Raw genomic sequence first — 22,308 nt, 5'->3', positions numbered from 1 at the left:
GGAACGGGGCACGATCCAGCGATTACTCATTAGCATGTAGTAAAATACAAGATTATCAAGGCTTCGTAACGCGCCTTTGCGCGATCGCCGCATGAGAAACAACCGAACCGGAGTGAACAGTGCCGGAGCGACTGCTCGCCCCGGCACGGCTTCAGGCTTTCGATCTACTCAGAACGGCAGTTTGTAGAAATTGACCGCGTTGTCCTGGAGGACCTTCTTCTTCACCGCGTAATCGTAGCCGCCCAGCACGTCCTTGATATGTGCCTGCACGCCCGGATAGAGCGAGGTCGGGTGCGGGAAGTCGGTTTCGAACATCACGTTGTCGACGCCGATGGTTTCCAGCAGCAGCTTGGGCGCGATCTTCTCGAACCAGAAGGTGCACTTGAAGTGGTCGCGGAAGTAGTCCCAGGGCTGCTTCTTCAGCACGTTGCGCTTGCTGGGGAGCATTTCCTGGAACTGGTGTTCCAGCGCTTCCACGGCGAAAGGCACCCAGCCCATGCCGCTCTCGATCAGACCGATCTTGAGGTTCGGGTGACGGTCGAGTCGGCCCGAGACCATCCAGTTGCCCAGCGTCGCGGCATTGCCGATGGAGAACATCGTCGCGACCACCGACAGGGTCTGTTCGAAAGCGAAGCCTTCCCAGGTCAGGGTGTTCGGGTCGATCGCGGCGTTGAGGTGGAAGTTGAGCGAAATGCCTTCCGCGTCGATCATTTCGAGGAACGGCGTCCAGTATTCATGGTTGAAGCTGGGCACGCCGACGCGCTCGGGCGTATCGGGCAGCACGAAGCCGCGCAGGCCCATGTCGATGCAGCGGCGGGCTTCCTTCTCCATCTCCGCCTTGTTCCAGAACGGCAGGTGCGCCATCGGGAACAGGCGCTCGCCCGAGTCGCGCTGATATTCGGCGTTGAAATCGTTAAACACTTTCATGATCGTGACGGCGAGATCGTCGTCGCCCAGCGTCATCAGCATGCCCGCCTGGGTGATGCCCGAGTTCTGGAAGCAGATCTGCGCATAGACGCCCATGTCGTCCATCGCCTTCAGGCGCGGGGCGATCTCGTGACCACCCGGATGGGCTTCCTCCAGGGTGGGGAAGGCCAGGCGGCCGAGCAGCTTGTTGTTGTCCTTGCGGATCACGTTGCCGCCGAGCGAGCCGCAGTTGCGGTCACCGATGTACCAGCGGTCCACCCCGTCGGCATCGCGCTTCACGAACGGCATCTTGGCTTTCAGGCCCACTGGCGCGCGGTCCGTGAACAGCGTTGGCGGTTCGCTGAGGTGCGTGTCCGTATCGACGATCTTGATGCCTTCCAGCGTCGGATCGAGGCCGCCGGACTGGGTTGCGTAGTCAACCTCGCGGATCACTCCGCCCTTGGTGTAGCCTTCCGCCGACCAGTACTTGCGCGCAGATTCCTGCATTTCCTTCGTGTCGCCATCAGCCATGGCCTGTCTCCCAAAACAATTGGGGCTCATGTCGCAACCTCGGGGGCTGCGGGTCAATCGAGAGCCCAACGCCGAGACGATGAATGGCCGCAACCCCTGCCGGGAACCGCGCGCGCGCTGCGCTGCGCCTTGCCGCGCGGGGGATGCCCGGGCATCCATGGCCTCGGGAGAGAACATCATGCCACAAATCCGAACGCTCGACGACATCCGCGTCGATTTCGATGCCGCCCCGGACAACGTTCCGAAGGATCGCATCGTCGACCTGGGCTTTGCCATGGGCACCGAGCCCAACGACCTCCTGGATCCCTATGAGCCCTGCGGCTGGCTTTCCGGCCCGGAGATCCCGCGCCTGCTCTACGCGCCGCCGGCCCGGCACGGCCTGGGCGCGATCAGCGGGCGGCAGCAGGGCAACTGGGTGGTCAGCCACTATGAGGACATCGAGCGCGTCTATACCGACAATGCGCATTTCTCGAACGCGGGCACGGCCGAATTCCAGCGGCTGATCGGCGAGACCTTCAAGTCGATCCCCCTCGCCATCGATCCGCCCGACCACCAGAAGTACCGGCTCTACCTGATGCCCTATTTCTCGCCCGCCCGGATCACGCGCGAGCTGGAACCGCGCATCCGCGACGTAGTGACCGAGATGATCGACGCCGTGGCGGGCAAGGGCGAGGTCGACATGGCCTGGGACTTCGCACGGGTCTATCCGGTGCGGATATTCATGGGCCTGATGGGCTTTCCCGACGAGAAGTTCGAACAGTTCCTCGACTGGGAATGGGACATCCTCCATTCCGGCAGCCTCGAAAAGATGCAGGCCGCACTGCGCGGCGTGCTCGAATTCCTCCGCGGCTTCATTGCCGAGAAGGAAGCGGAACCCGACGAGCACCTCGTCTCCGCCATCGTCCACGGCAGGATCGGCGGCCAGGCCGAAGGCCGCCCGCCAACCGAGGACGAGAAGATCGGCATGGTGTGGTTCCTCTGGCTGGGCGGCCTCGATACCGTGGCGGCCACCATCGCCCAGATGTTCCGCCGTCTCGCGCTCCAGCCCGACCTGCAGCGGCGCATCCGCGAGAATCCGGCGCTGATCAACTCGGCGGTCGAGGAATTCCTGCGCACGCAGCCGATCCTCTCGTCCGCCCGCACCGCCACCCGGGACTTCGAGTGGCACGGGATCCAGGTGCGCCAGGGCGATTCGTTCTCCTGCCTCAACCCCTCGGGCAATTTCGACCCTGCCCATTTCGAGAACCCGCGCACCTTCGATCCCGAGCGCAAGGCCAACCGTCACTTCACGTTCGTGGGCGGGGTGCACATCTGTCTCGGCGCGCACCTGGCGCGGCGCGAGCTGCGGCTGCTGCTGGAGGAATGGTTCGCGCGCATTCCCGAATTCCGGGTGAAGCCGGGCGCGGACACGGCCGTGTTCCCGGGGCTGCTGTCAATCCGCAACCTGCCGATCGTCTGGGACGTGACGTCACCGCCAGCGTCGTAGCCGAAGCGGCAGGTGGCCGCAGGTTCCGGGGGCATCGCCCCCGGAACCTGGCCGTCAAGTCCGGCGCTCTCAGACTTTCGCCGGTGCCAGCCTCGGGCTGAGCAGGTGAACCACCGCCAGCGCCAGCAGATAGGCCCCTGCGCAGATCCCGAAGAGCACCTCGTAGCTGTGCGTCGTGTCGAGGATGTAGCCCGCGAAGAGCGCCATGCCCATGCCGCCGAAAGCGCCGACGGTGCCGCCGATGCCCACCACCGATCCCACCGCACCGCGCGGGAAGACGTCGGACGGGAAAGTGTAGAGATTGGCCGAGAAGGCCTGGTGTGCGGCCGTGGCGATACCGATCACCAGCACGGCGGCCCAGACGCTGTCCAGCGACTGCGCGAACCAGATCGGCAGCACGCAGAAGGCGCAAATCAGCATCGTGATCTTGCGCGCGAAGTTCGGCGTCTTCCCCGCCTTGATGAGCCTGGAGGAAAGCCAGCCGCCGCCCACGCTGCCAAGGTCGGAAATCAGGTAGATCGCCGCAAGCGGCAGGCCGAAGGTCTTGAGGTCGAGGTTGTAGCGCTCGAACAGGTAGCCCGGCAGCCAGAACAGGAAGAACCACCAGATCGGGTCGATCAGGAACTTGCCGAGGGCGAAGGCCCAGGTCTCGCGCACGGTCAGCAGCTTCGACCAGCCGATCTTCTCGACCGGGTCGGCCGGGTCCTGCTGGATCCACGCGAGTTCGCCGCGCGTGACGCGGGCATGCTCGTTGGGATGGCGGTACATCGCCCACCAGGCGATCAGCCAGAGAATGCCGAAGATGCCGGTGACGAAGAAGGCCACGCGCCAGTCGAACCAGAGCACCAGCAGCGGCACGATCAGCGGCGTCAGGATCGCGCCGACATTGGCGCCGGCATTGAACAGGCCGATCGCGAAGGCGCGCTCCTTCTGCGGGAACCAGTCGGTGACGGCGCGGATGCCGGCGGGGAAATTGCCCGATTCGCCGATGCCGAGGCCGAAGCGCGCCATCGCGAAGGAGGTCACGCCGCTGGCGAAGCCGTGCGCCATGTGGCTGATGGTCCAGATGACCAGGGCGATGGCATAGCCTATCCGCGCGCCCAGTACGTCCACCACTTTGCCGAAGGAGAGGTAGCCGATCGCGTAGGCGAGCTGGAACCAGAAGACGATTCCCGCGAAGTCGGACTCGGTCCAGTGGAATTCAGCCTCGAGCGTGGGCTTGAGCACGCCGATCATCTGCCGGTCGATATAGTTGATCGCCGTCGCCGCGAAGAGCAGCGCGACGATCACCCAGCGATAGCGCCCCGCGGTGGGATGGATTCCCTGGCGGTCGGCCCCGGAACCGTCTGCTCCGGGAACCCCCGTTGCGGATTTGGCGGCTCCGGAACCATCCGTGAGATGGCTTTCGGGAATGCCTGCGTTCATCTGATCCTGCTCCCTCTTCGGCGGCACCGTTTTCGGGCCTGCCGATGCATTCTTCCTATGCGGGCACCGCCGCCGCGATCTTGCAGCCTATGCTGCCATGTCCCTCGAAATGCGCCAGAACCTTCTGCCCCGGCACCACCGGATGGACCCCCGTGACCGCGCCGGTCGAAACCCAGGTCCCGCCGCTGCAGTCGATACCGCGCGAGGCAAGGTTCGCAAGCAGGAACCGCACCGCGCCCAGCGGGCCGTCCAGCATGGTCGCGGTGGTTGCCGAGGCGATCTCCTGCCCGTCGATCTCGAAGCGCACTGTGATCGCCTCGAAAGTGGCGGTTTCCCAGCCTTCCAGCACCGGACCGATCACCATGCCGGCGTTGTTGCCGAAATCGGAAACGGTGACCGGCGGCCCATCGGCGTTGATGCCGGGGTAAGGAGAGCTGGCCACTTCGATGCCGATGTGCACGGCGTCCAGCACCTTGCGGGTGGCCTCGTCATCGGCAGGCACGACACCGTCCCAGCCCGGCGCGACATGCAGCAGGAATTCCGCTTCCGCCGCGGCGAAGCCCCGGGCGAAGACCGGCATTTCCGGCGCCTCCGCCGCAGCGGCGGTGACGACGCTGTCCGTGAAGATCGGCCCGGTCAGCCGGTCGGCGCCCAGGCGCGTGTCTTCGGGGACGTTGATCCTGCCCACTTTCCAGCCCGCGACCGTGCGGCCGTCCAGCCCGATGGCAAGGTCCTGGATCGCATAGGCGGCGGCAAGATCGGAAGGTGCCTCTCCGGGGTATTCGGCCAGCGCCCGCATCTCGCGCCGCGCCGATACGAATGCCCCCGCAATCGTTCTGGCCTGCTCGTTGGAACTCATCCCAAACCCTTCGTTGTTCTGGTTGCCGTCGTTAAAGGAAACCGGTGTCATAGGCAAATCAAAAGCGCGATGCCTCTCGATCCCGTGGCCTTGTCAAAGGGTTGCATTGCCGGGGCAGCGGGTGGAGCGGAGGGCGTGTACGCCGCAGGTGGCGGTAACGCGAAATTGAGGGCTTCCAAGATATGGAAACCGGTGTCATCTTGCCTTTCCGCGCGCAAGAAGGCAAGCGGCTCACAACATATCGGGCGAAGCCGCAAGCGGTGCCGCCAAAGGGGCTAGGATGCCGGACGAATTCAGACGCGACACCAAGCCGACCATCAACGACGTCGCGCGCCTTTCCGGCGTCTCCAAGAAAACCGTCAGCCGCGTCATCAACAAGTCCCCGCTCCTGGGCCAGGCCACGCGCGAGAAAGTGGAAGCTGTGATCGCGGAGATCGGCTACGTGCCCAATCCGCAGGCGCGCGCACTGGCGCTGCGCCGCAATTTCCTCATCGGCCTGATCCACGACAACCCGAACGCGCAGATGGTGCTGGGCGTGCAGGAAGGCATTCTCGAAGCCATCCGCGACACCGAGTTCGCCCTCGTCGTGCGCCCGGTGGACCGCCACTCGCCGACGATGCTGGAGGACATCCGCCGCTTCATCGAACAGCAGCGGCTCTACGGCGTGCTGCTGCTGCCGCCGATTTCCGAGAACGACGGACTGGCGGCGGTCTGCCGCGAACTGGGCTGCACGCTGGTGCGCATGGGTTCGGCCCGGCTGGACGACGACAGCCACCTCGTCGCCTCGAACGACCGTCATGCCGTGCGCGAAGCGGTGTCGTGGCTGACCAGCCTGGGCCATCGCCGCATCGGCTTCATCGCCGGACCGGAGGGCTTCCGCTCGGCGCACGAGCGCGAACTGGGCTTCATCGACGGGCTGGCCTCGGCCGGGCTCAAGCTCGATCCGAAGATCGGCGCGCGCGGGGACTACCGCTTCGAATCGGGCCTGGCCGCGGGGGAGCGCCTGCTCTCCGCCGATCCGCGCCCCACCGCGATCTTCTGCAGCAATGACGAGATGGCCGCCGGCGTCCTCCATGCGGCGCGGGCCAAGGGCATTTCCGTGCCCGAGCAGCTCTCCATCATCGGCTTCGACGATACCGCCATCGCCGCCCATATCTGGCCGCCGCTCACCACCGTGCGCTGGCCGATCGTGCCGATGGCCACGGCCGCCGCGCACAAGCTGATCGACCCGGGCGGCGCGGCCGACCAGCCTTCGCTGTTCCTTTCCGACCTGGTGCGCCGCGCCTCGGTGGCCGCGCCCGAACGCACGGCCTGAGCGCCGACCGGACACCCGGCCCGCTGCCGCGGCCGAAAACGGACGCGCCGGAACCGGGGAGAAACACGCCCGGCGGAACATTGACACCGGTTACCAAGACCGGATAAGACTTGACCTGAAGCGTAATAACGTCCCACCATACGGAACTGAATTCCACAAGGGAGAGCCCCCGTGTTCTGCAAGACCTACCACGCCACCCATCCCGACATGATGGAGTGCGTCTCCAACGAGGAACTGCGCGATCGCTACCTCGTCACCGGCATGTTCGAAGACGGCAAGGTCAGCCTCAACTATTCGCACAACGAGCGTTTCGTGATCGGCGGCGCGGTGCCCTCGCAGGGGCCGCTCAAGCTGCCCGCCCAGACCGTGCCGAAAAGCGCGGAAGGCCACCCCTTCCTTGAGCGCCGCGAAGCCGGCATCGTCAACATCGGCGGTCCGGGCGCGATCACGGTCGATGGCCAGCGCTTCGAAATGCAGAATAAGGAATGCCTCTACGTGCCCATGGGCTCGACCGAGGTCACTTTCGAGGGCGAGACCGCCCGCTTCTACATCGCCTCGGTTCCCGCCCACAAGACGCTGCCGATCAAGCACATCACGCTTGACCAGGCCAACCCGCTGGCGCGCGGCGATCTTGCCAATTCGAACCAGCGCACGATCTACCAGCTGGTGATCCCCGGCGTCTGCGAGAGCGCGCAGCTGCTGCTGGGCCTCACCGTGCTGGAAGAAGGCTCGGTCTGGAACACGATGCCGCCGCACCTCCACGACCGCCGCTCGGAAATCTACCTCTACTTCGAGCTGCCGGAAGAGAACGACCGCATCTTCCACTACATGGGCGAACCCGACCAGATGCGCCACATCGTGATCGCCAACGAAGAGGCGGTCATCAGCCCGCCCTGGTCGATCCACATGGGCTCGGGCACCAAGAAGTACGCGTTCATCTGGGCCATGGGCGGGGAAAACCTCGACTATACCGACATGAACGTGCTGGATATCTGCCAGCTTCAGTAAGGCAGCAGCCTTTCGGAACTTGCCTCGTCGCTCCCCTGCCCTCGTCTTTGCGAGGAGCGGAGCGACGAAGCAATCCAGGGCGTCGTGGACCACCGCTCTGGATTGCTTCGCTACGCTCGCAATGACGAAGTGGGGCCGAAGAGGAGTGGGGGCCGAAGATGGGTTCGGGGGATTTCCGGGCCACGAACGAGATTGGGACAGGACTTAACTTATGGCGATTTCCTTCAGCCTCGAAGGCAAGGCCGCGCTGGTGACCGGCGCCAACACCGGGATCGGGCAGGCCATAGCCGTGGCGCTTGCGGAAGCGGGCGCGGACGTTGCCCTGGCCGGCCGCAGCGAACCGGCCGAGACCATCGCGCTGATCGAAGCGACCGGGCGCAAGTGCGTGAACATCAAGGCCGACCTCTCCTCGATCGAGCCCGTGGGCCGCGTGATCGACGAGGCGGTGGCCGGGCTGGGCAAGCTCGACATTCTCGTCAACAATGCCGGCATCATCCGCCGCGACGACTTGCTCCAGTTCTCCGAGGAGGACTGGGACGCGGTGATGGACACCAATCTCAAGACGCTGTTCTTCCTCAGCCAGGCGGCGGCCAGGGGCATGGTGGAGCGCGCCCGGGAAGGCAACAGCGCCGGAAAGATCGTCAACATCGCCTCGCTGCTGACGTTCCAGGGCGGCATCCGCGTGCCCAGCTATGCGGCGGCGAAGTCCGGCGTGGGCGGCGTGACCAAGGCCATGGCCAACGAACTGGCGCCAAAGGGCGTGCAGGTCAATGCCATCGCACCGGGCTACATTGCCACCAACAACACCGCCGCGCTGCAGGGCGACGAGACGCGCAACCGCCAGATTCTGGAACGCATTCCCACCGGCCGCTGGGGAGATCCCAAGGATATTGCCGGCGCCGCCGTGTTCCTGGCTTCCCCGGCTTCGGACTATGTGACAGGACACGTCCTCGCCGTAGACGGCGGTTGGCTCGCGCGCTGAGGAATTTCTAGACTATGACTGGCCACGTTACCTGCTTCGGCGAAGTGCTGATCCGTTTCGCCACCCATGACGCGCGGCTGGTGGTCCAGTCCGATGCGCTCGACATGGTCGTGGGCGGGGCCGAAGCCAATGTCGCCTCGGGTCTTGCCTCGCTCGGCCACGAAGTGCGCATGGTGTCCCGCCTGCCCGCCAACCCGCTGGGCGACAAGTGCCGCGCGGCGCTGGGCGCAGCAGGCGTGGGCCTTGCCGGCGTGACCTCCGGGCCGGGCCGCATGGGGCTCTATTTCCTGGAGACCGGCGCGGGCCTGCGCCCTTCGGCGATCACTTACGACCGCGCCGGCAGCGCTTTCGCGCAGTCCGCCGTGGACGATTTCGACTTTGCCGCCGCGCTGGACGGCGCGCGTCTGCTGCACTTGTCCGGCATCACCCCGGCGCTCGGGCCGGGCGGCGTCTCGCTGGCCAAGGCCGCAGTGCGCGCCGCGCAGGAAGCCGGCGTGCCGATCTGCTTCGACGGCAACTACCGCGCCCTCCTCTGGGAAAGCTGGGACAGCAACCCGCGCGAGATCCTTACCGAGATGGTTTCGGCCGCCACGGTGATGATCGGCAACCACCGCGACATCTCGCTGCTGCTGGGTGAGACCTTCTCCGGCGACGGCGCTGACCGCCGCCGCGAAGCGGCCGAGGCGGCCTTCGCGGCCTTCCCGAACCTGCAGGTGATCGCCTCGACCGCGCGCCATGTCGTCAATGCCGGCCACCACCGCATCGCCGCCCGCGTCGACGGCCGGGACGATGCCGTCCAGACCGCCGAAGCCGACGTGACCGGCATCGTCGACCGCATCGGCACCGGAGACGCTTTCGCGGCCGGCGTGCTGCACCAGTGGCTGGAGGCGGGCGACTTGTCCGCCATGGCCCATGCGGGGCTGGCCTATACGGTGCTCAAGCACTCGCTGCACGGCGACATGAGCCTCATCGGCCGCGCCGAACTGGACGCCTTCTCGATTTCCGGAGGCGATGTCAGGCGGTGAGCCTGGGCGCAAGCTGAGGCCGGCCGGATCGTCGCCCCGGACCCGATCCGGCACGACTTGGGGGAGAGGGAGCATATGACGGCACCGCGCATCACTCGCCGCACCCTGGTGGCATCGGCAGCGGCCCTTGCCGCAGCCCCCGCGCCGCTTCTGGCACGGCCCTCGCCGGGCTCGGCCGCCGCGCCGGTCGTCGGCCGCTACACCGGCCTTGCCGAACAGGGCGTGCTCGCCTTCAAGGGCATCCGCTACGGCCGCGCCGCGCGGTTCGCGCGGGCAGTGGCCGAACCCTGGGCCGGGCCGCCGGTCAAGGCCCAGGCCTTCGCCCCGATCTGCCCCCAGCGCGGCCTCGACAGCGAGCGTCAGGCCGAGGACTGCCGCTTCCTCAACCTCTGGACGCCCGAGGCGAACCCGGCCGCCAGGCGCGCGGTCATGGTCTATTTCCACGGCGGCGCCTATACCACCGGCTCGGTCACCGACCCCCTCACCCACGGCGCCCGGCTGGCGGGCAGCGGCGACGTGGTGGTCGTTTCGGTGAATCACCGCCTCAATGCCCTCGGCTATGCCTGGCTCAAGCCCTTCGGCGCGACGTATGCCGATAGCGGCAACCTGGGCCAGCTCGACCTCATCCTCGCGCTGCAATGGGTCCGCGATCACATCGCCCGGTTCGGCGGCGACCCGGCGCGCGTCATGGTGTTCGGCCAGTCCGGCGGCGGTGCCAAGATCGCCACGCTCATGGCCATGCCCGCCGCACGGGGACTGTTCCACAGCGCCGCGACCATGAGCGGCCAGCAAGTCCAGGCCAGCGGCCCGATGCATGCCTGGGCGCGCACGCAGGCGCTGATGGCCGCCGTCAAGCTCGCGCCCGGCGATGTCGAGGGCCTGCGCAACCTGCCGATCGAACGGCTGGTGGACGGCCTTGCCGCCACCGATCCGGTCATGGGCAGCGGCCCGCTCTACTTCGGCCCGGTGCTGGACATGACCAATCTGCCGCGCCATCCCTTCTGGCCGGACGCCGCGCCGCAGTCCGTGTCGGTGCCGATGATCCTGGGCAATACCCGCGAGGAGACGCGCGCCTTCCTCGACCCGCGCGGCCCCAGGCTCAAGGGCCTCGACTGGAGCAACCTCGCCGAGCGCGTCGGCCGCGAGGTCAAGATCGACCTCGATCCGCAGTGGATGATCGACCAGTACCGCGCCCGCCAGCCGGACTGGACCGCCGAGCAGATCTACTATGCCGCCACCACCGCGGGCCGCTCATGGCCGGGCCAGGTGATCGAGGCGGACGCGCGCGCCAGAGCCGGGGCCGAGGCCACCTGGGTCTACCAGCTCGAACGCCCCTCGCCCGTCGATCCCCTGCGCGGCGCGGCGCATACCGACGACATTCCCTATGTCTTCGGCACGCTCGACGCTCCGGGCAGTTTCTCCGGCACCGATGACAAGGCCCGGGCGCTGAGCAAGACGATGATGGCGGCCTTCACGGGCCTTGCGAAAACCGGGCGTCCCGGCTCCGGCGATCGGGCGGCGGACTGGCGCCCTTACACCGTCCCCACGCGGGCGACGATGGTGTTCGGCGAGGAGACGCGGATGGAGGACGACCCCCGCGGCTGGCAGCGCAAGCTCTGGGCTACCGCGCCTTACGTCCAGCCCGGCACCTGATCGTCAGGCCCAGGCGGCCCAGATCAGGCCCGCCACCATGCCCACCTGAATCGTCACGATCCAGCGCAGCCGGTCCACGAACGGCTGCTTGCGCGTCTTGTGCCGCAGCACGCGGCGCGCCAGCAGGGCGCCGGGCGAGCCGCCGAGCGCGGCGAAAGCCAGCAGGCGCCGCTCCGGCACGCGCCGTCCGCCCGCGATCGCCCGGCCCTTGTCGAAGGCGAAAGCGAAAAAGGCGATGAGGTTGGCCAGGGCGAGATAGGCGGCAACAAGGGTGGGAATGTCCATCCCCGCCGCCATTCCAGCAGAGCGCGGCTCCGTCCAGCCGAAAGAACCGGCAAACCGCCCGTAAGACTGGCCAGACTGCCCGCAAACTGTCATCGTGGCATGCAAGTGCAGTGACTGACACGGAGCAGATGTGAAGAGCCAGGACATGCTCGAAATTACCGAGACCACCGAAGCCCCGGAAATCGTCGAGGTCGACGATATTTCCACCCAGCCCGCGCGGTTCTTCAACCGCGAGCTGAGTTGGCTCGCCTTCAACGAGCGCGTCCTCGCCGAAGCCACCAATCCGAACTATCCGGTGCTCGAACGCCTGCGGTTCCTGTCGATTTCCGGCAGCAACATCGACGAATTCCTGATGGTGCGCGTCGCCGGTCTCGCCGGGCAGGTCCGCCGCCAGATCGAGGAAATCTCGATCGACGGCCTCACCCCCTCGCAGGCGCTGACCTCCACGCACGAGAAAGTGATCGAGCTGGAGCAGATCCAGCAGGAAACCTGGAAGAACCTCAAGCTCCAGCTGGCCGATTGCGGCATCCGCGTGGTGGGCAACGCCCGCCTCGACGGCGACCGCGAGGCCTGGCTGCGCAGCTACTTCCTCGAACACGTCATGCCGGTGATCACCCCGCAGGCGATCGATCCCGCGCACCCCTTCCCCTTCGTGGCCAACCAGGGCATCGGCGTGCTCTTCGCGCTGACCCGCCTGGCCGACGATGCGCCGGTCATGGAAATGGTCCTGATCCCCGCCCCGCTGCCGCGCTTCGTGCGGATCCCGGGTGAGGACGCGGCCTGGATTTCCATCGAGGACCTGATCTGCCGCAACGCGGACGAGCTGTTCCCCGGCTTCGGCGTGAACGGCCACGGCGTGTTCCGCATCCTGCGCGACAGCGACATCGAGATCGAGGAAGATGCCGAGGATCTGGTGCGCTACTACCGCACCGCGATCCAGCGCCGCCGCCGCGGCTTGGTGATCGTGCTCCAGCTTCAGGGCGCCTTCGATCCTTCCGCAGAGGAACTGCTGCGCAACCAGCTCGGCCTCGACAAGGCGCTGATCATGAAGACGGGAGGCCTGATCGGCTTCTCCGGCCTTTCCGCGATCTGCGACGAGGACCGGCCCGAGCTGAAGTTCGAGCCTTATTCCCCCCGCTATCCCGAACGCATTCTCGAACATGACGGCGACATCTTCGCCGCCATCCGCGAGAAGGACATCGTCGTCCAGCACCCTTACGAAAGCTTCGAGGTGGTGATCGACTTCCTGCGCCAGGCCGCGCGGGACCCGGACGTGATCGCCATCAAGCAGACGCTCTACCGCGCCGGCAAGCAGTCCGCGATCATCTCCGCGCTGATCTACGCCGCCGAACAAGGCAAGTCGGTGACGGCGGTGGTCGAGCTGAAGGCCCGCTTCGACGAGGAGCAGAACCTGCTCTGGGCCAGCCAGCTCGAACGGGCCGGCGTCCAGGTGATCTACGGCTTCGTGGACTGGAAAACCCACGCCAAGACCTCGATGATCGTGCGCCGCGAGGGTGAGGGTTACCGCACCTACTGCCACTTCGGCACCGGCAACTATCACCCGATCACGGCACGCATCTATACCGACTTGTCCTACTTCACCGCCGATCCCGCGATCGGCCGCGACGTGGGCCGGCTGTTCAACTTCATCACCGGCTATGTCGAGCCCAAGGTGACGGAGTGCCTGTCGATCTCACCGATCTCGCTGCGCTCGACGATCTACGCCGGGATCGACGGCGAGATCGAGAATGCCCGCAACGGCAAGCCGGCGGCGATCTGGGCCAAGCTCAATTCGCTGACCGATCCCGACCTGATCGACCGCCTCTACGCCGCCAGCCGGGCGGGGGTGGACATCGACCTGGTGGTGCGCGGCATCTGCTGCCTGCGCCCCGGGATCGAGGGCCTGTCCGAGAATATCGCGGTCAAGTCCATCATCGGCCGCTTCCTCGAACACTGCCGCATCTGGGCCTTCGCCAATGGCGCGGAACTGCCCAACCGCAAGGCCAAGGTCTACATCACCTCGGCCGACGCGATGAGCCGCAATCTCGACCGCCGGGTCGAGGTCATGGTGCCGATCACCAACAAGACCGTGCACGACCAGGTGCTGGACCAGGTCATGCTGGCCAACCTGCTGGACACCGAACAGTCCTGGATTCTCCATCCGGACGGCACTTCCGAGCGCGTGGGAGAGAGCGACAACCCGTTCAATCTCCACCGCTATTTCATGACCAACCCGTCGCTCTCCGGGCGCGGTGCATCGCTTGCCAGTGGACGAAAGGTGCCAAAGCTCTCGCTAAGGCGCGGCAATATCTGACATAGGGAGCGCAGGCAGCCCGCTCCCGGGCGATTCGTCTGAACGGAATGATCGGCATTAGCCACAGCAGCGAAAAGCGCGCGATTATCGACATTGGTTCGAACACCGTGCGCATGGTCGTCTACAACGGGCCGCCGCGCGCGCCGGTCGTCATCCTGAACGAGAAGGTCAATGCCCGGCTCGGCCGCGATCTGGGCAAGACCGGCGCGATCAACGACAAGTCGATGAAGACCGCGCTGGTGGCACTGGCCCGGTTCTCGGGCCTTCTGCGCCTGCTCGACGTCAAGGACGTGGAGTGCGTGGCCACCGCCGCCGCGCGGGACGCTTCCAACGGCAAGATCTTCCTCGACGCCGTGCGCCAGTTCGGCCTTTCGCCGCGCCTGCTTTCAGGCGAGGAAGAGGCCCGCGCCAGTGCCACCGGCGTGATCGCCGCCTTCCCCGGCGCGCACGGCGTGGCCGCGGACCTTGGCGGCGGCAGCCTGGAACTCGTGGAAATCGCGGAAGGCCGCAGCACCGGCGGCATCACCCTGCCGTTCGGCACCCTGCTGCTGCCCGACTTGCGCGCCGCGGGCGAGAGCAGGTTCTCCGAAACCGTGCACAAGGCCCTCGACAAGGCCGGTTGGGGCGATCCCCATGACGCCAAGGGCCGCGGCCAGCCGCTCTACATCGTTGGTGGATCCTGGCGCGCGCTGGCGCTTCAGGCAATGCGCGCGCTCGACTTCCCGGTGGACGATCCCCACGGCTTCGAGCTTCCCGCCTCCGAAGCGCTGCGCCTCGCGCGGATCTTTGCCAAGGGCAAGCTCAATAACGTGGATCCGCGCATTTCTGCCAGCCGCCTCGCCACCCTGCCCGATGCCGCCGCGCTGATGGTGGAAGTGATCGCGCGGCTCAAGCCTTCGAAGCTGGTGTTCTCCTCGTGGGGCCTGCGCGAAGGCCTGCTTCATGCGCAGCTCCCCGCCGAAATCCAGGCGCAGGACCCGATGCTCGCCAGCGTCGCCGGTTTCTCCGCCTCGGCCCGGGTCACTGCGGACGACGCCATGGCCCTCGCCCGCTGGACCGCGCCGGTCTGCCGTGAGGAACCGCAGGACCGCCAGCTTCGCCAGGCCTCCGGCCTGCTCGCCCTGGCCGCGATGCGCACCGAACCGAACCTGCGTACCGAGGAAGCCATGACCTGGGCCCTGCGCAAGCGCTGGATCGGCCTCGACATGCACGGACGCGGCATGATGGCCATGACCGTCTTCGCCAATTCCGGCCAGACCGAAGTTCCCGAACAGTTCACCCGCCTCGCCGTGCAGGAAGACCTGGACCGGGCGATCGGCTGGGGCCTGGCCGTGCGCCTGTGCCGCCGCCTCACCGGCTGCTCGGCGCAGGGCCTTGCCCAGAGCGCCGTCCGCAGCGAGGACGGCAAGCTGGTGCTCACCCTCGCTCCCGCCATGCGCCCGCTCTACAGCCCCGGCGTCGCCAAGGACCACAAGGCGCTGGCCGATTGGCTGGGCCTGGCCTGCGAGGTTCGCGATTCCAGCGGGCTGGCCCTGGTGGATTGAACGCCGCCGGAAGCTGACCCGATAGGTGCAGCCGGTCGCCGAACGGGCCACTCTGCGGTCACGAACGCGCCTCTGGACGATCGCGGGCTCGCTTTGGGGAGCGCTCGAAGGTCGAGCGCTCCGTCCTATCCCACCAGGGTCGCGCTTTCGGCGATCTGGCTGATGCCGCGCTTGCCGCCCTGGCGGTCCAACTGCACGACGATGTCGATCACGGACGCCGCATACTCCAGCGTCTCCGCACGCGTGAGGCCGATGCCGGTCTGCATGGACATCAGCGCGATCTGCTCCAGCGCGCCGCGCGGCGTGTTCGCGTGGACGGTGGAGAAGGAGCCGGGATGGCCGGTGTTGATGGCGCGCAGGAACGAGACGGTCTCGCTGCCGCGCAGTTCCCCCAGCACGATGCGGTCGGGGCGCAGGCGCAAGGCGGCCTGGAGCAAGTCGTTGGCCGAAACCTTGGCCTCGCCGAGTTCGCCCTTCACCGCGATCAGGCCGACGCCATTGGCGCCCGGCAGTCGCAGTTCGGCGGTATCTTCCACCACCACCACGCGCTCGTGCTGCGGGATTTCCGAAAGCATGGCGTTGAGGAAAGTGGTCTTGCCGGTCGAGGTGCCGCCCGAGATCAGGATGGTGCGGCGGCGGCGGATGGCATCGCGCAGGAAGGCGATCGGCTCGGCCATGGGGTCGGGCGTCGGCTCTTCCACCAGCGGGGCGATCGGCCCGCGGTCGTAAGCGTCCAGCGGCAATTCGAGCAGACGATGGCGACGGATCGCCATGGCCCAATTGGAGCGCGTCGCCGGCGGCCCGACGAGCTGGATACGCGCGCCGCCGCCGCTCTGGCCGGAGTGGCTGCCGTAGCCGGGCAAAGTGGCGGAAAGCAGCGGATGTTCGCGGTTGATGCCCTGGTGGCTGATCCGCGCCACCTGTTCCGCCAGGCGCTGGAGCAGGCGATTGTCCATCTCCGGCAACCGGATATGCTGCATCCCCGGATGCGCCGCGTCCTCCACCCAGATCTCGCCGGGGCGGTTGACGAGGATCTCGGTCACCGTCTCGCGGTCGAGCCACGGGCGCAGCGGCGCCAGATAGGCGTCGAGATAGACCGATCGCGCCGCGGAAAGGCCGGCCCCGGCTTCGGGGTCAGTCACGGGCTTGCCGATCGCGGAGCGCTCGGGCTGAAGGGAGAAGACGTCGGCGACCATGTTGCAACGAGACCTGGATCACTGGACCTGGCTGAAATCCAGGTCCTTGGCGGTGAAGACGCGGATCGGTTCGCCCTGGCGGACGCGGATCGTCGGACCGACGCTGCCGCTCTGCTGGACGGCGGCTGCCGCCGCGGACTGTCCGCCGCCGACCACCACGCTGGAGCCGCTGGTGGCGAGCGTGGACAGGCCGCCGACGACCGAAAGCAGCATGGCCGAACCGAAGCGTTCGAAGAAGTGGCTATTGACCTTGCCCGGAAGGCCCGTCTCGCCGCCGAAGGCAATGGCCGGCGAGCCGAGGTTGACCGAGACGCCGTCCGGACGGATCAGGCGGCTCCAGATCACGTAGGCGCGCTTCTGGCCCGCGGTGAGGCCGCTCTTGTACTGGCCGATCAGGCGCGAGGAGCGCGGGACCAGCGTGCGCTTGCCGTCGAAGCTGCGGACGTCGGCCGAGACGATGGCGCGGACGTAGCCGGGCACGTCCGTGTCGATCGCCGTTTCCAGCACGGCCGGGATCAGGGTGCCCTGGGTGACCGTGGTGGCGGGATCGAAAGTATGGGCCGCAGCGGCCGTGGTGCCGGTGCCGCCGATGCGCGCGGCGAAATCGTCGTTGGGATTGGCCGCCTTGCCTTCTCCGGCTGCGCCCACGGCGGGGATCGTCACGGCATTGCCGCCGGCATCGAACACCACGGTGGGGTTGGCGAAGGGATTGGCCTCGGGCGCGGGCGCGGCGCCGGGAGCGGCCGCCAGGACCGGAGCGGGCGCAGGCGCCGGCAGCGGGGCGGGCGTCGCTTCGGGCTGCGGCGCAGCGGCGACCGGCGCAGGAACGGGCGGCGCGATCGGCTGCGGCGCGGAGGGCTGGGGCTGGGCCGCCGGTCCATTGCGGACCGAGTCCATCGACCAGAGCGTCAAGCCGCCCAGGGCGGCCACGATCAGGACGCCGGCGGCCAAGCCCAGGCCATCGGCCTTCTTGCGCTGGCTGACCTGCGGCATGACGTTGCGCGTGGCCAGGTCGATGACCTGAGCGCCCTCGCCGTCACGCGGATCGGCGCCGGCCGTGCTTTCGAACTTCTCACGCAGTGTGGAATTGGGCGCCATGTGTCAGTTCCCGTTCGATGAAGCGAGGTTTGCGGCAGTCGCCACCGGAGCCGCGGCGCTCGCACCCGAGCCGGCGGGGGCGGGCGCGTCGGGCCGCTGGTTTTCCAGCGTGGCGCTGGCCTTGCCGGAGCGCAGGATGATGAGCTTGGGCACTTCGCCCAGCACGATCGTCTGGCCGCGCACCGCGTAGTTCACCGGGCCTTCGTCGCCCTTCTCGTTCTGCACGAGAATGGCGGGCACGGCCGTGTTGTCCGGCCAGAGCAGGTAGGTGGAGATCCCGTCGTCATAGACGCGCGCGGGTTGCAGCTTGGCGATGCCGGCGCGCTTCCATGCAAAGTTCAGGGCCGAGGCGTCGACCGGCGTGGCCGCCGGATCGCCCGCCGCCAGCGCCTGTTCGGCAGGGTCGAGCGCAGCCGTCCGCGCAGCACCGGGGGCACCGGGCACGGTCTCTGCCGGCTCGTCCTTGTAAGTGAAACGCAGCATGTAGAGCGGACGCGCCTTGGGCGAGGCGACGAGGTCGAAGAAATAGGTATGGCGGTTGGTCACCACCGTCATGTTCGTGCGGCCACTGGCGTCGAGCGGCTTCACGAACAGCAGATCGGCGCGCTTGTTGGGCGTGATCTGCCAGGTCTGCGAATCGCCGACCGCCACGTTCTCGATCGCTTCGTTCTTGCCGAAGGCGATGGTCGCCTGGACGCCGGTGCGGCCGTCGATCCGCACGACTTCGTTGTCGGAATAGGCGTGCTGCACCAGTCGCTCATCCGCCTGCGCCGGCGCGGCCAGAAGTGCAAGCGCCGGGACGGCGGTCGCGGCCAGGGCGCAAGCGTAGGCACGGGCGTAGGCGCGGGCGTAGGCGCGGGCCGGGGCCTGAAGCCGAATCATGTGAACTTCTCCTTGGCCGGAGCGCGGCCCGTATTGCCGGACGCGCCTTTTCCGGGCCCGTTTTGACTTTGGCCGTTATGAATTGCCGCGGTGTCGTTGGATGCGCGGAAGCGGCTGCCGATGCCGCGTGTGCGCGAGGCCTGACTCGCGCCCAGGGGTTCGATCCCGCCGCCCGAGACCTGGGTGATGACGGTGCGCCGGTCGCCCGAAGACGCGCCGCCAGCCTGATCGTGACCGGGAACGGGCGCCATGGCGGCCGCACTGGCAGCCGAAACCGCCGCGGTGCGCGACTGGGTGGCGGTGTTGACGAAAGGCTGGACCTGCCCGCCGGAAGCCGGGGCCGAAGCGACCGGCGCCGCGGCGCCGCGTCCGCCGCGCCCGCGCTCGGCATTGGCCAGGCCGAAGACCTGCCAGCCGGACACCAGCGTTCCCGCAACTTTAAGAACCATGCCCATCAGCGCCAGATGCACCGCCGCCACCACGAACAGCGCCATGGCGGCGCGTCCGTCGATCTGGCCGAGCTGCGCGCCCTGCACCAGCGCCGAGACGATCGGCACCAGCAGTTCCAGCGTGATCCCCCCGCCAAGCACGACGAAGAGCGGGGTGGTCGCCGTCAGCACGACACCGCGCAGCCAGCCCGCGGTAAGCCCCCGCGTGCCGCCGAACAGCGCCATGACCACGAAGATCGGGCCGAGCGCCAGCAGGATGGCAAGGGCGATGCGCGCCGTCAGCAGGACGCCGACAGTGCCGAGCAGCAGCATGAGCGCGCCCATCCACATCACGCTGTCGGGCGAAAACAGACCCGCCGCGCCGCCGCTGGCGGCAACCGACTTGGCCGCACCGGCCGTCTGCGCAGCGCCCTGGGCAGCGCCCTGGGCCACTTCACCGCCGCCACCACTGCCCTGCCCCGCGTTCTGCGAAGCCTCGGCAATGGCGTTGAAGACCACGTCGATGCGGTCTCCGAACAGCTGGGTTGCCGAACCCTTGGCACCCATCAGCAGCGAGGCGATCCAGTCCGGCCCGCCCACGGCAAGGTTCCAGACGACGCCCTGATAGGCGATCCAGCTCGTCGCGAACGTAAGGACGAGGCCCAGCGTCAGCATGCGCGGCGTAAGCGCCGAAATGCCGAGGCTGGAACGGCCCGTCAGCAACGAGATCGCGAAGAAGGCTATGTAGAGCGTGAGCAGGATGGTCAGCACCGGGGCCATGGCCCCTTCGGCGCCGAACAGGCGGCCGAAGGCGGCCGAAGCCATCTCATTGGCCACGCAGTCGACCGCGCGGAGCGCCGGGGCGACACCGCCGCTGCCGACTTCCGTAAGCTGTTCGCAGGCGGTGCTCATCGCCCTTACTCCGCCGCCTCGATCCAGGCGGCGTCGTCATCGCTTTCACCGGGCCACTGGAAGCCGGTCAGCACCGGATACCAGGCGGCCGGATCATCGCCGTAGCGCTCGCGCAGCTGGTCAAGCTTGCGCACGGTGCTCTCGCGGCCCGAAAGCACGGTGAGCACCTCGGGCATGCCCGAAAGGTCGAGGCGCACCACGACCGACGCGTCCGACTGACGGATCAGGAAGCAGCGCGACTGCGCGGGCAGCGTCTTGATGACGTCCAGTTCGTGCTGCGAAAGGCCGAAGCCCTCGCAGTAGTCCTCATAGCGGGCGCGGGCGTTGGGCATGAACACCATCGTGGCTGTCTGTTCGACCAGGGCCGTGGCGATCTTGCTGTCCAGCGCGTCACGCGCCGACTGGGTGGCGAAGCCCACCAGCGCGTTGCGCTTGCGCAGCGTCTTGAGCCAGTCGCGGATGCGGGCGGCGAAGACCTCGTCGTCGAGCGCCTTCCAGCCCTCGTCGATGAGGATCATCGTCGGCTCGCCGTCGAGGCGCTCGTCGATGCGGTGGAACAAGTACATCATGACCGGCGTGCGCAGGCGCGGGCTTTCGAGCAGCGCGGTCATGTCGAAGCCCAGCACGCGGGCCGAAAGGTCGAGCTTGTCGTACTGGTTGTCGAACAGCCAGCCATGCTCGCCGCCCTGGATCCAGGCATCGAGCCGCGATGCGAGATCGCCGGGTTCGGGGCGGCGCGCGCCCGCCAGCAGCTCTCGGAAGTGCGAGAGGCGGCGCAGCGACGGGTCGTTGTGATAGGCGGCATCCACTGCGCCCGCGACCGTTGCCAGTTCCTCAGGCCCCTTGGTATCGAGCAGCACGCCCAGCCAGTCGCGCAGGAAGGCGCGGTTGGCGGCGGTGTCCGGCAGGGAAAGCGGGTTGAAGCCGGTCGGATGTCCGGCAGCGACCCGGCTGTAGGTGCCGCCGATGCCGCGCAGGAACACTTCGGCGCCGCGGTCCTTGTCGAACAGCACGGTGCGCGGATTGAATTTCTGCGCCTGGGCGGCAAGGAAGTTCATGACCACGGTCTTACCGGAACCCGACGGACCGATGACGGTGAAGTTGCCAAGGTCGCCCTGGTGGAAATTGAAGAAGAACGGCGTCGAGCTGGTCGTTGCCAGCAGGGTCACTGCATCGCCCCAGTGGTTGCCGCTCGCCTGGCCCATCGCGAAGCCGTGAAGCGAACCGAAGCAGGCCATGTTGGCGCTGGAAATCAGCGCGCGGCGGACGATGAAGGCCTCGTTGCCGGGGAGCTGGCCCCAGAACGCCGGCTCCATGTTGACGTCTTCGCGCACGGCGACCGCACCGGCATCGGCAAGCGAGGCCGCGCAGAGCGCCGTGACTTCATCGAGGGCGTCGAGCGAATCGGCGCGCACGAGAACCGAGAGATGATGGTCCCCGAAACCGACCGCGCCGGTGCCGAGCGAATCGCGCGCGGAAGACATCTCGCGGCGTTCCGCCATCGCTTCCTCGTCGGCCGAGCGCAGGCGGCGGATGGCAAGGTCGATGCGTTCGCGGGCGATCTGGCGGTCCGAAGGCGCATACGTCTCGGTCAGCACCAGTTCGCAGGGCAGGCGCAGCAGCGCGTCCGTCAGGCCCGGCGCCGTGCTGTCGGGATAGTCCTTGAGGCTGACGAGCGAGCCGAACGAAGCGCTGGCGGCGCCGCGCAGTTCGAGCGCGTCCATGCCGAAGTTGATGCGGCGATAAGGCAGCATATGGCCGATGTCCGTGCCATCCACCGGACGGCGCACCGGGCGCATCTCGCCGTTATAGAGCGCCGAAAGCAGTTCCAGCACTTCCGAGCACTGGCCCGCCTGGCCCTCGTAGTCGCCCAGGAGGCGCGCGCCATAGGCGCCCAGCGACGCGACCATGGCCGAAGCAGCGGCGCGAAGCGCGCGCACGTCGGCGGGATCGGCCTCGGCCGGGGCATTGCCCTTGTTGCGGAGCATGCGCGAAAGCTTGTCGGGCCAGCCCGCCTTGCCGCGCGCCGGGCGGCGCACCAGGGTGACGAACTGGTCGTTGACGAAGAGCGCGCCCGATCCGGTGCGCGCACGCCAGCGTGCATCGATATGCGCGGCCAGCGCGTCCTCGAACTGGCCCTCCATCGCGATCTCGACGCGGCGGCGGATGACGTGATGATAGAGCACGAAGCGCGCATCGAGCGCGGAACGCAGCAGCACTTCGCGGGTGGCGACGTGGGCGTTGAGTTCCTCGCTGTCGGCGGTTTCGAAAGCGAAGCCCGGCACCATCAGCGAGAGCATCACCGAACCGTCGCGCAGCAGCACGACGTTTTCGTCCACCAGTGCCTGATAGGGCAGCCGGTCGCCGACCAGCGTTTCCTTGGCGCCCCAACCCCCGAGCGCACTCTTGAGGACCGATTTCCTGTTCTTCGCCATCGTCATTTCCCCCGCGTCCCTTGT

General features: G+C 67.5%; 17 protein-coding genes. 8 read left to right on the top strand and 9 right to left on the bottom strand.

All coding sequences use genetic code 11. The features are described 5' to 3' along the window. Positions 1 to 168: 168 nt before the first annotated feature. The gene (locus tag EDF57_RS18345) at positions 169 to 1,437 is read right to left on the bottom strand and encodes an amidohydrolase family protein (protein ID WP_132263934.1); all 1,269 of its coding nucleotides are present in this window, start codon (positions 1,435 to 1,437) and stop codon (positions 169 to 171) included. Positions 1,438 to 1,615: 178 nt separating this feature from the next. On the opposite strand from EDF57_RS18345, the gene EDF57_RS18340 reads away from it, so the two are divergent. Continuing rightward, positions 1,616 to 2,923, top strand: coding sequence for a cytochrome P450 (locus EDF57_RS18340; RefSeq protein ID WP_134095287.1), 1,308 nt, complete (start codon positions 1,616 to 1,618; stop codon positions 2,921 to 2,923). Positions 2,924 to 2,992: 69 nt separating this feature from the next. On the opposite strand, the gene EDF57_RS18335 is transcribed toward EDF57_RS18340, so the two are convergent. Next, positions 2,993 to 4,348, bottom strand: a complete 1,356-nt coding sequence (locus tag EDF57_RS18335; RefSeq protein ID WP_134095286.1) for an MFS transporter — start codon at positions 4,346 to 4,348, stop codon at positions 2,993 to 2,995. A gap of 55 nt (positions 4,349 to 4,403) precedes the next feature. Further along, on the bottom strand, positions 4,404 to 5,207 hold the full coding sequence (locus EDF57_RS18330; protein WP_134095285.1) for a 2-keto-4-pentenoate hydratase: 804 nt from the start codon (positions 5,205 to 5,207) through the stop codon (positions 4,404 to 4,406). Between the two features lie 280 nt (positions 5,208 to 5,487). Here EDF57_RS18330 and EDF57_RS18325 point away from each other — a divergent pair, with 280 nt between their 5' ends. The 5 genes from EDF57_RS18325 to EDF57_RS18305 all read left to right on the top strand — a co-directional run bounded on the left by EDF57_RS18325 (position 5,488) and on the right by EDF57_RS18305 (position 11,190). Next, positions 5,488 to 6,522 carry a LacI family DNA-binding transcriptional regulator gene (locus EDF57_RS18325; RefSeq protein WP_132263942.1) on the top strand — a complete coding sequence of 345 codons (1,035 nt, stop codon included), beginning with the start codon at positions 5,488 to 5,490 and terminating at the stop codon, positions 6,520 to 6,522. Between the two features lie 171 nt (positions 6,523 to 6,693). Next, positions 6,694 to 7,530 (top strand): 5-dehydro-4-deoxy-D-glucuronate isomerase, encoded by an 837-nt coding sequence (gene kduI, locus EDF57_RS18320; RefSeq protein ID WP_132263944.1) that lies wholly within the window; start codon positions 6,694 to 6,696, stop codon positions 7,528 to 7,530. A 211-nt stretch (positions 7,531 to 7,741) separates the two neighbouring features. Next, positions 7,742 to 8,512, top strand: coding sequence for a 2-dehydro-3-deoxy-D-gluconate 5-dehydrogenase KduD (gene kduD / locus EDF57_RS18315; RefSeq protein WP_134095284.1), 771 nt, complete (start codon positions 7,742 to 7,744; stop codon positions 8,510 to 8,512). A 14-nt stretch (positions 8,513 to 8,526) separates the two neighbouring features. Next, positions 8,527 to 9,537 carry a sugar kinase gene (locus EDF57_RS18310; protein ID WP_134095283.1) on the top strand — a complete coding sequence of 337 codons (1,011 nt, stop codon included), beginning with the start codon at positions 8,527 to 8,529 and terminating at the stop codon, positions 9,535 to 9,537. A gap of 75 nt (positions 9,538 to 9,612) precedes the next feature. After that, entirely contained in the window at positions 9,613 to 11,190 is a 1,578-nt protein-coding gene (locus EDF57_RS18305; RefSeq protein WP_134095282.1) for a carboxylesterase family protein, read from the top strand. 3 nt (positions 11,191 to 11,193) lie between these two features. Here the strand turns inward: EDF57_RS18305 and EDF57_RS18300 are convergent, their stop codons facing one another. After that, positions 11,194 to 11,475 (bottom strand): DUF1294 domain-containing protein, encoded by a 282-nt coding sequence (locus EDF57_RS18300; RefSeq protein WP_134095281.1) that lies wholly within the window; start codon positions 11,473 to 11,475, stop codon positions 11,194 to 11,196. A 145-nt stretch (positions 11,476 to 11,620) separates the two neighbouring features. Here EDF57_RS18300 and EDF57_RS18295 point away from each other — a divergent pair, with 145 nt between their 5' ends. Both EDF57_RS18295 and EDF57_RS18290 read left to right on the top strand, forming a co-directional pair. Next, positions 11,621 to 13,789 carry an RNA degradosome polyphosphate kinase gene (locus tag EDF57_RS18295; RefSeq protein ID WP_166675312.1) on the top strand — a complete coding sequence of 723 codons (2,169 nt, stop codon included), beginning with the start codon at positions 11,621 to 11,623 and terminating at the stop codon, positions 13,787 to 13,789. A 47-nt stretch (positions 13,790 to 13,836) separates the two neighbouring features. Beyond that, positions 13,837 to 15,333 carry a Ppx/GppA family phosphatase gene (locus tag EDF57_RS18290; RefSeq protein ID WP_134095279.1) on the top strand — a complete coding sequence of 499 codons (1,497 nt, stop codon included), beginning with the start codon at positions 13,837 to 13,839 and terminating at the stop codon, positions 15,331 to 15,333. A 125-nt stretch (positions 15,334 to 15,458) separates the two neighbouring features. Here the strand turns inward: EDF57_RS18290 and virB11 are convergent, their stop codons facing one another. The 5 genes from virB11 to EDF57_RS18265 are packed head-to-tail and all read right to left on the bottom strand — an operon-like array spanning position 15,459 to position 22,284. Beyond that, positions 15,459 to 16,529: a P-type DNA transfer ATPase VirB11 gene (gene virB11, locus EDF57_RS18285; protein WP_132263958.1), complete on the bottom strand. Its 1,071-nt coding sequence runs from the start codon at positions 16,527 to 16,529 to the stop codon at positions 15,459 to 15,461. Positions 16,530 to 16,547: 18 nt separating this feature from the next. After that, positions 16,548 to 17,627, bottom strand: a complete 1,080-nt coding sequence (locus EDF57_RS18280; RefSeq protein ID WP_134095278.1) for a TrbI/VirB10 family protein — start codon at positions 17,625 to 17,627, stop codon at positions 16,548 to 16,550. A 3-nt stretch (positions 17,628 to 17,630) separates the two neighbouring features. After that, on the bottom strand, positions 17,631 to 18,509 hold the full coding sequence (locus tag EDF57_RS18275; RefSeq protein WP_132263962.1) for a TrbG/VirB9 family P-type conjugative transfer protein: 879 nt from the start codon (positions 18,507 to 18,509) through the stop codon (positions 17,631 to 17,633). Next, on the bottom strand, positions 18,506 to 19,849 hold the full coding sequence (locus tag EDF57_RS18270) for a type IV secretion system protein (protein ID WP_134095277.1): 1,344 nt from the start codon (positions 19,847 to 19,849) through the stop codon (positions 18,506 to 18,508). The genes EDF57_RS18275 and EDF57_RS18270 overlap by 4 nt, the downstream gene beginning before the upstream one ends. Positions 19,850 to 19,854: 5 nt before the next feature. Beyond that, positions 19,855 to 22,284, bottom strand: coding sequence for a VirB4 family type IV secretion/conjugal transfer ATPase (locus EDF57_RS18265; RefSeq protein ID WP_134095276.1), 2,430 nt, complete (start codon positions 22,282 to 22,284; stop codon positions 19,855 to 19,857). Between the last annotated feature and the right edge of the window lie 24 nt (positions 22,285 to 22,308).

The sequence above is a fragment of the Novosphingobium sp. PhB55 genome, from assembly GCF_004368805.1.
GTDB lineage: Bacteria > Pseudomonadota > Alphaproteobacteria > Sphingomonadales > Sphingomonadaceae > Novosphingobium.
Note: the sequence above shows the minus strand (reverse complement) of the source record. Positions and strands in the feature narration are given on the sequence as shown.

What these genes read in the sequence shown, in the direction of transcription:
- EDF57_RS18340 (WP_134095287.1), top strand. Translation starts at nt 1,616, where the DNA reads ATGCCACAAATCCGAACGCTCGACGACATCCGCGTCGATTTCGATGCC.
- EDF57_RS18325 (WP_132263942.1), top strand. Translation starts at nt 5,488, where the DNA reads ATGCCGGACGAATTCAGACGCGACACCAAGCCGACCATCAACGACGTC.
- EDF57_RS18335 (WP_134095286.1), bottom strand. Translation starts at nt 4,348, where the DNA reads ATGAACGCAGGCATTCCCGAAAGCCATCTCACGGATGGTTCCGGAGCC.
- EDF57_RS18310 (WP_134095283.1), top strand. Translation starts at nt 8,527, where the DNA reads ATGACTGGCCACGTTACCTGCTTCGGCGAAGTGCTGATCCGTTTCGCC.
- EDF57_RS18265 (WP_134095276.1), bottom strand. Translation starts at nt 22,284, where the DNA reads ATGGCGAAGAACAGGAAATCGGTCCTCAAGAGTGCGCTCGGGGGTTGG.
- EDF57_RS18295 (WP_166675312.1), top strand. Translation starts at nt 11,621, where the DNA reads ATGCTCGAAATTACCGAGACCACCGAAGCCCCGGAAATCGTCGAGGTC.
- EDF57_RS18305 (WP_134095282.1), top strand. Translation starts at nt 9,613, where the DNA reads ATGACGGCACCGCGCATCACTCGCCGCACCCTGGTGGCATCGGCAGCG.
- EDF57_RS18270 (WP_134095277.1), bottom strand. Translation starts at nt 19,849, where the DNA reads ATGAGCACCGCCTGCGAACAGCTTACGGAAGTCGGCAGCGGCGGTGTC.
- EDF57_RS18290 (WP_134095279.1), top strand. Translation starts at nt 13,837, where the DNA reads ATGATCGGCATTAGCCACAGCAGCGAAAAGCGCGCGATTATCGACATT.
- virB11 (WP_132263958.1), bottom strand. Translation starts at nt 16,529, where the DNA reads ATGGTCGCCGACGTCTTCTCCCTTCAGCCCGAGCGCTCCGCGATCGGC.
- EDF57_RS18345 (WP_132263934.1), bottom strand. Translation starts at nt 1,437, where the DNA reads ATGGCTGATGGCGACACGAAGGAAATGCAGGAATCTGCGCGCAAGTAC.
- kduD (WP_134095284.1), top strand. Translation starts at nt 7,742, where the DNA reads ATGGCGATTTCCTTCAGCCTCGAAGGCAAGGCCGCGCTGGTGACCGGC.
- EDF57_RS18300 (WP_134095281.1), bottom strand. Translation starts at nt 11,475, where the DNA reads ATGGACATTCCCACCCTTGTTGCCGCCTATCTCGCCCTGGCCAACCTC.
- EDF57_RS18280 (WP_134095278.1), bottom strand. Translation starts at nt 17,627, where the DNA reads ATGGCGCCCAATTCCACACTGCGTGAGAAGTTCGAAAGCACGGCCGGC.
- EDF57_RS18330 (WP_134095285.1), bottom strand. Translation starts at nt 5,207, where the DNA reads ATGAGTTCCAACGAGCAGGCCAGAACGATTGCGGGGGCATTCGTATCG.
- EDF57_RS18275 (WP_132263962.1), bottom strand. Translation starts at nt 18,509, where the DNA reads ATGATTCGGCTTCAGGCCCCGGCCCGCGCCTACGCCCGCGCCTACGCC.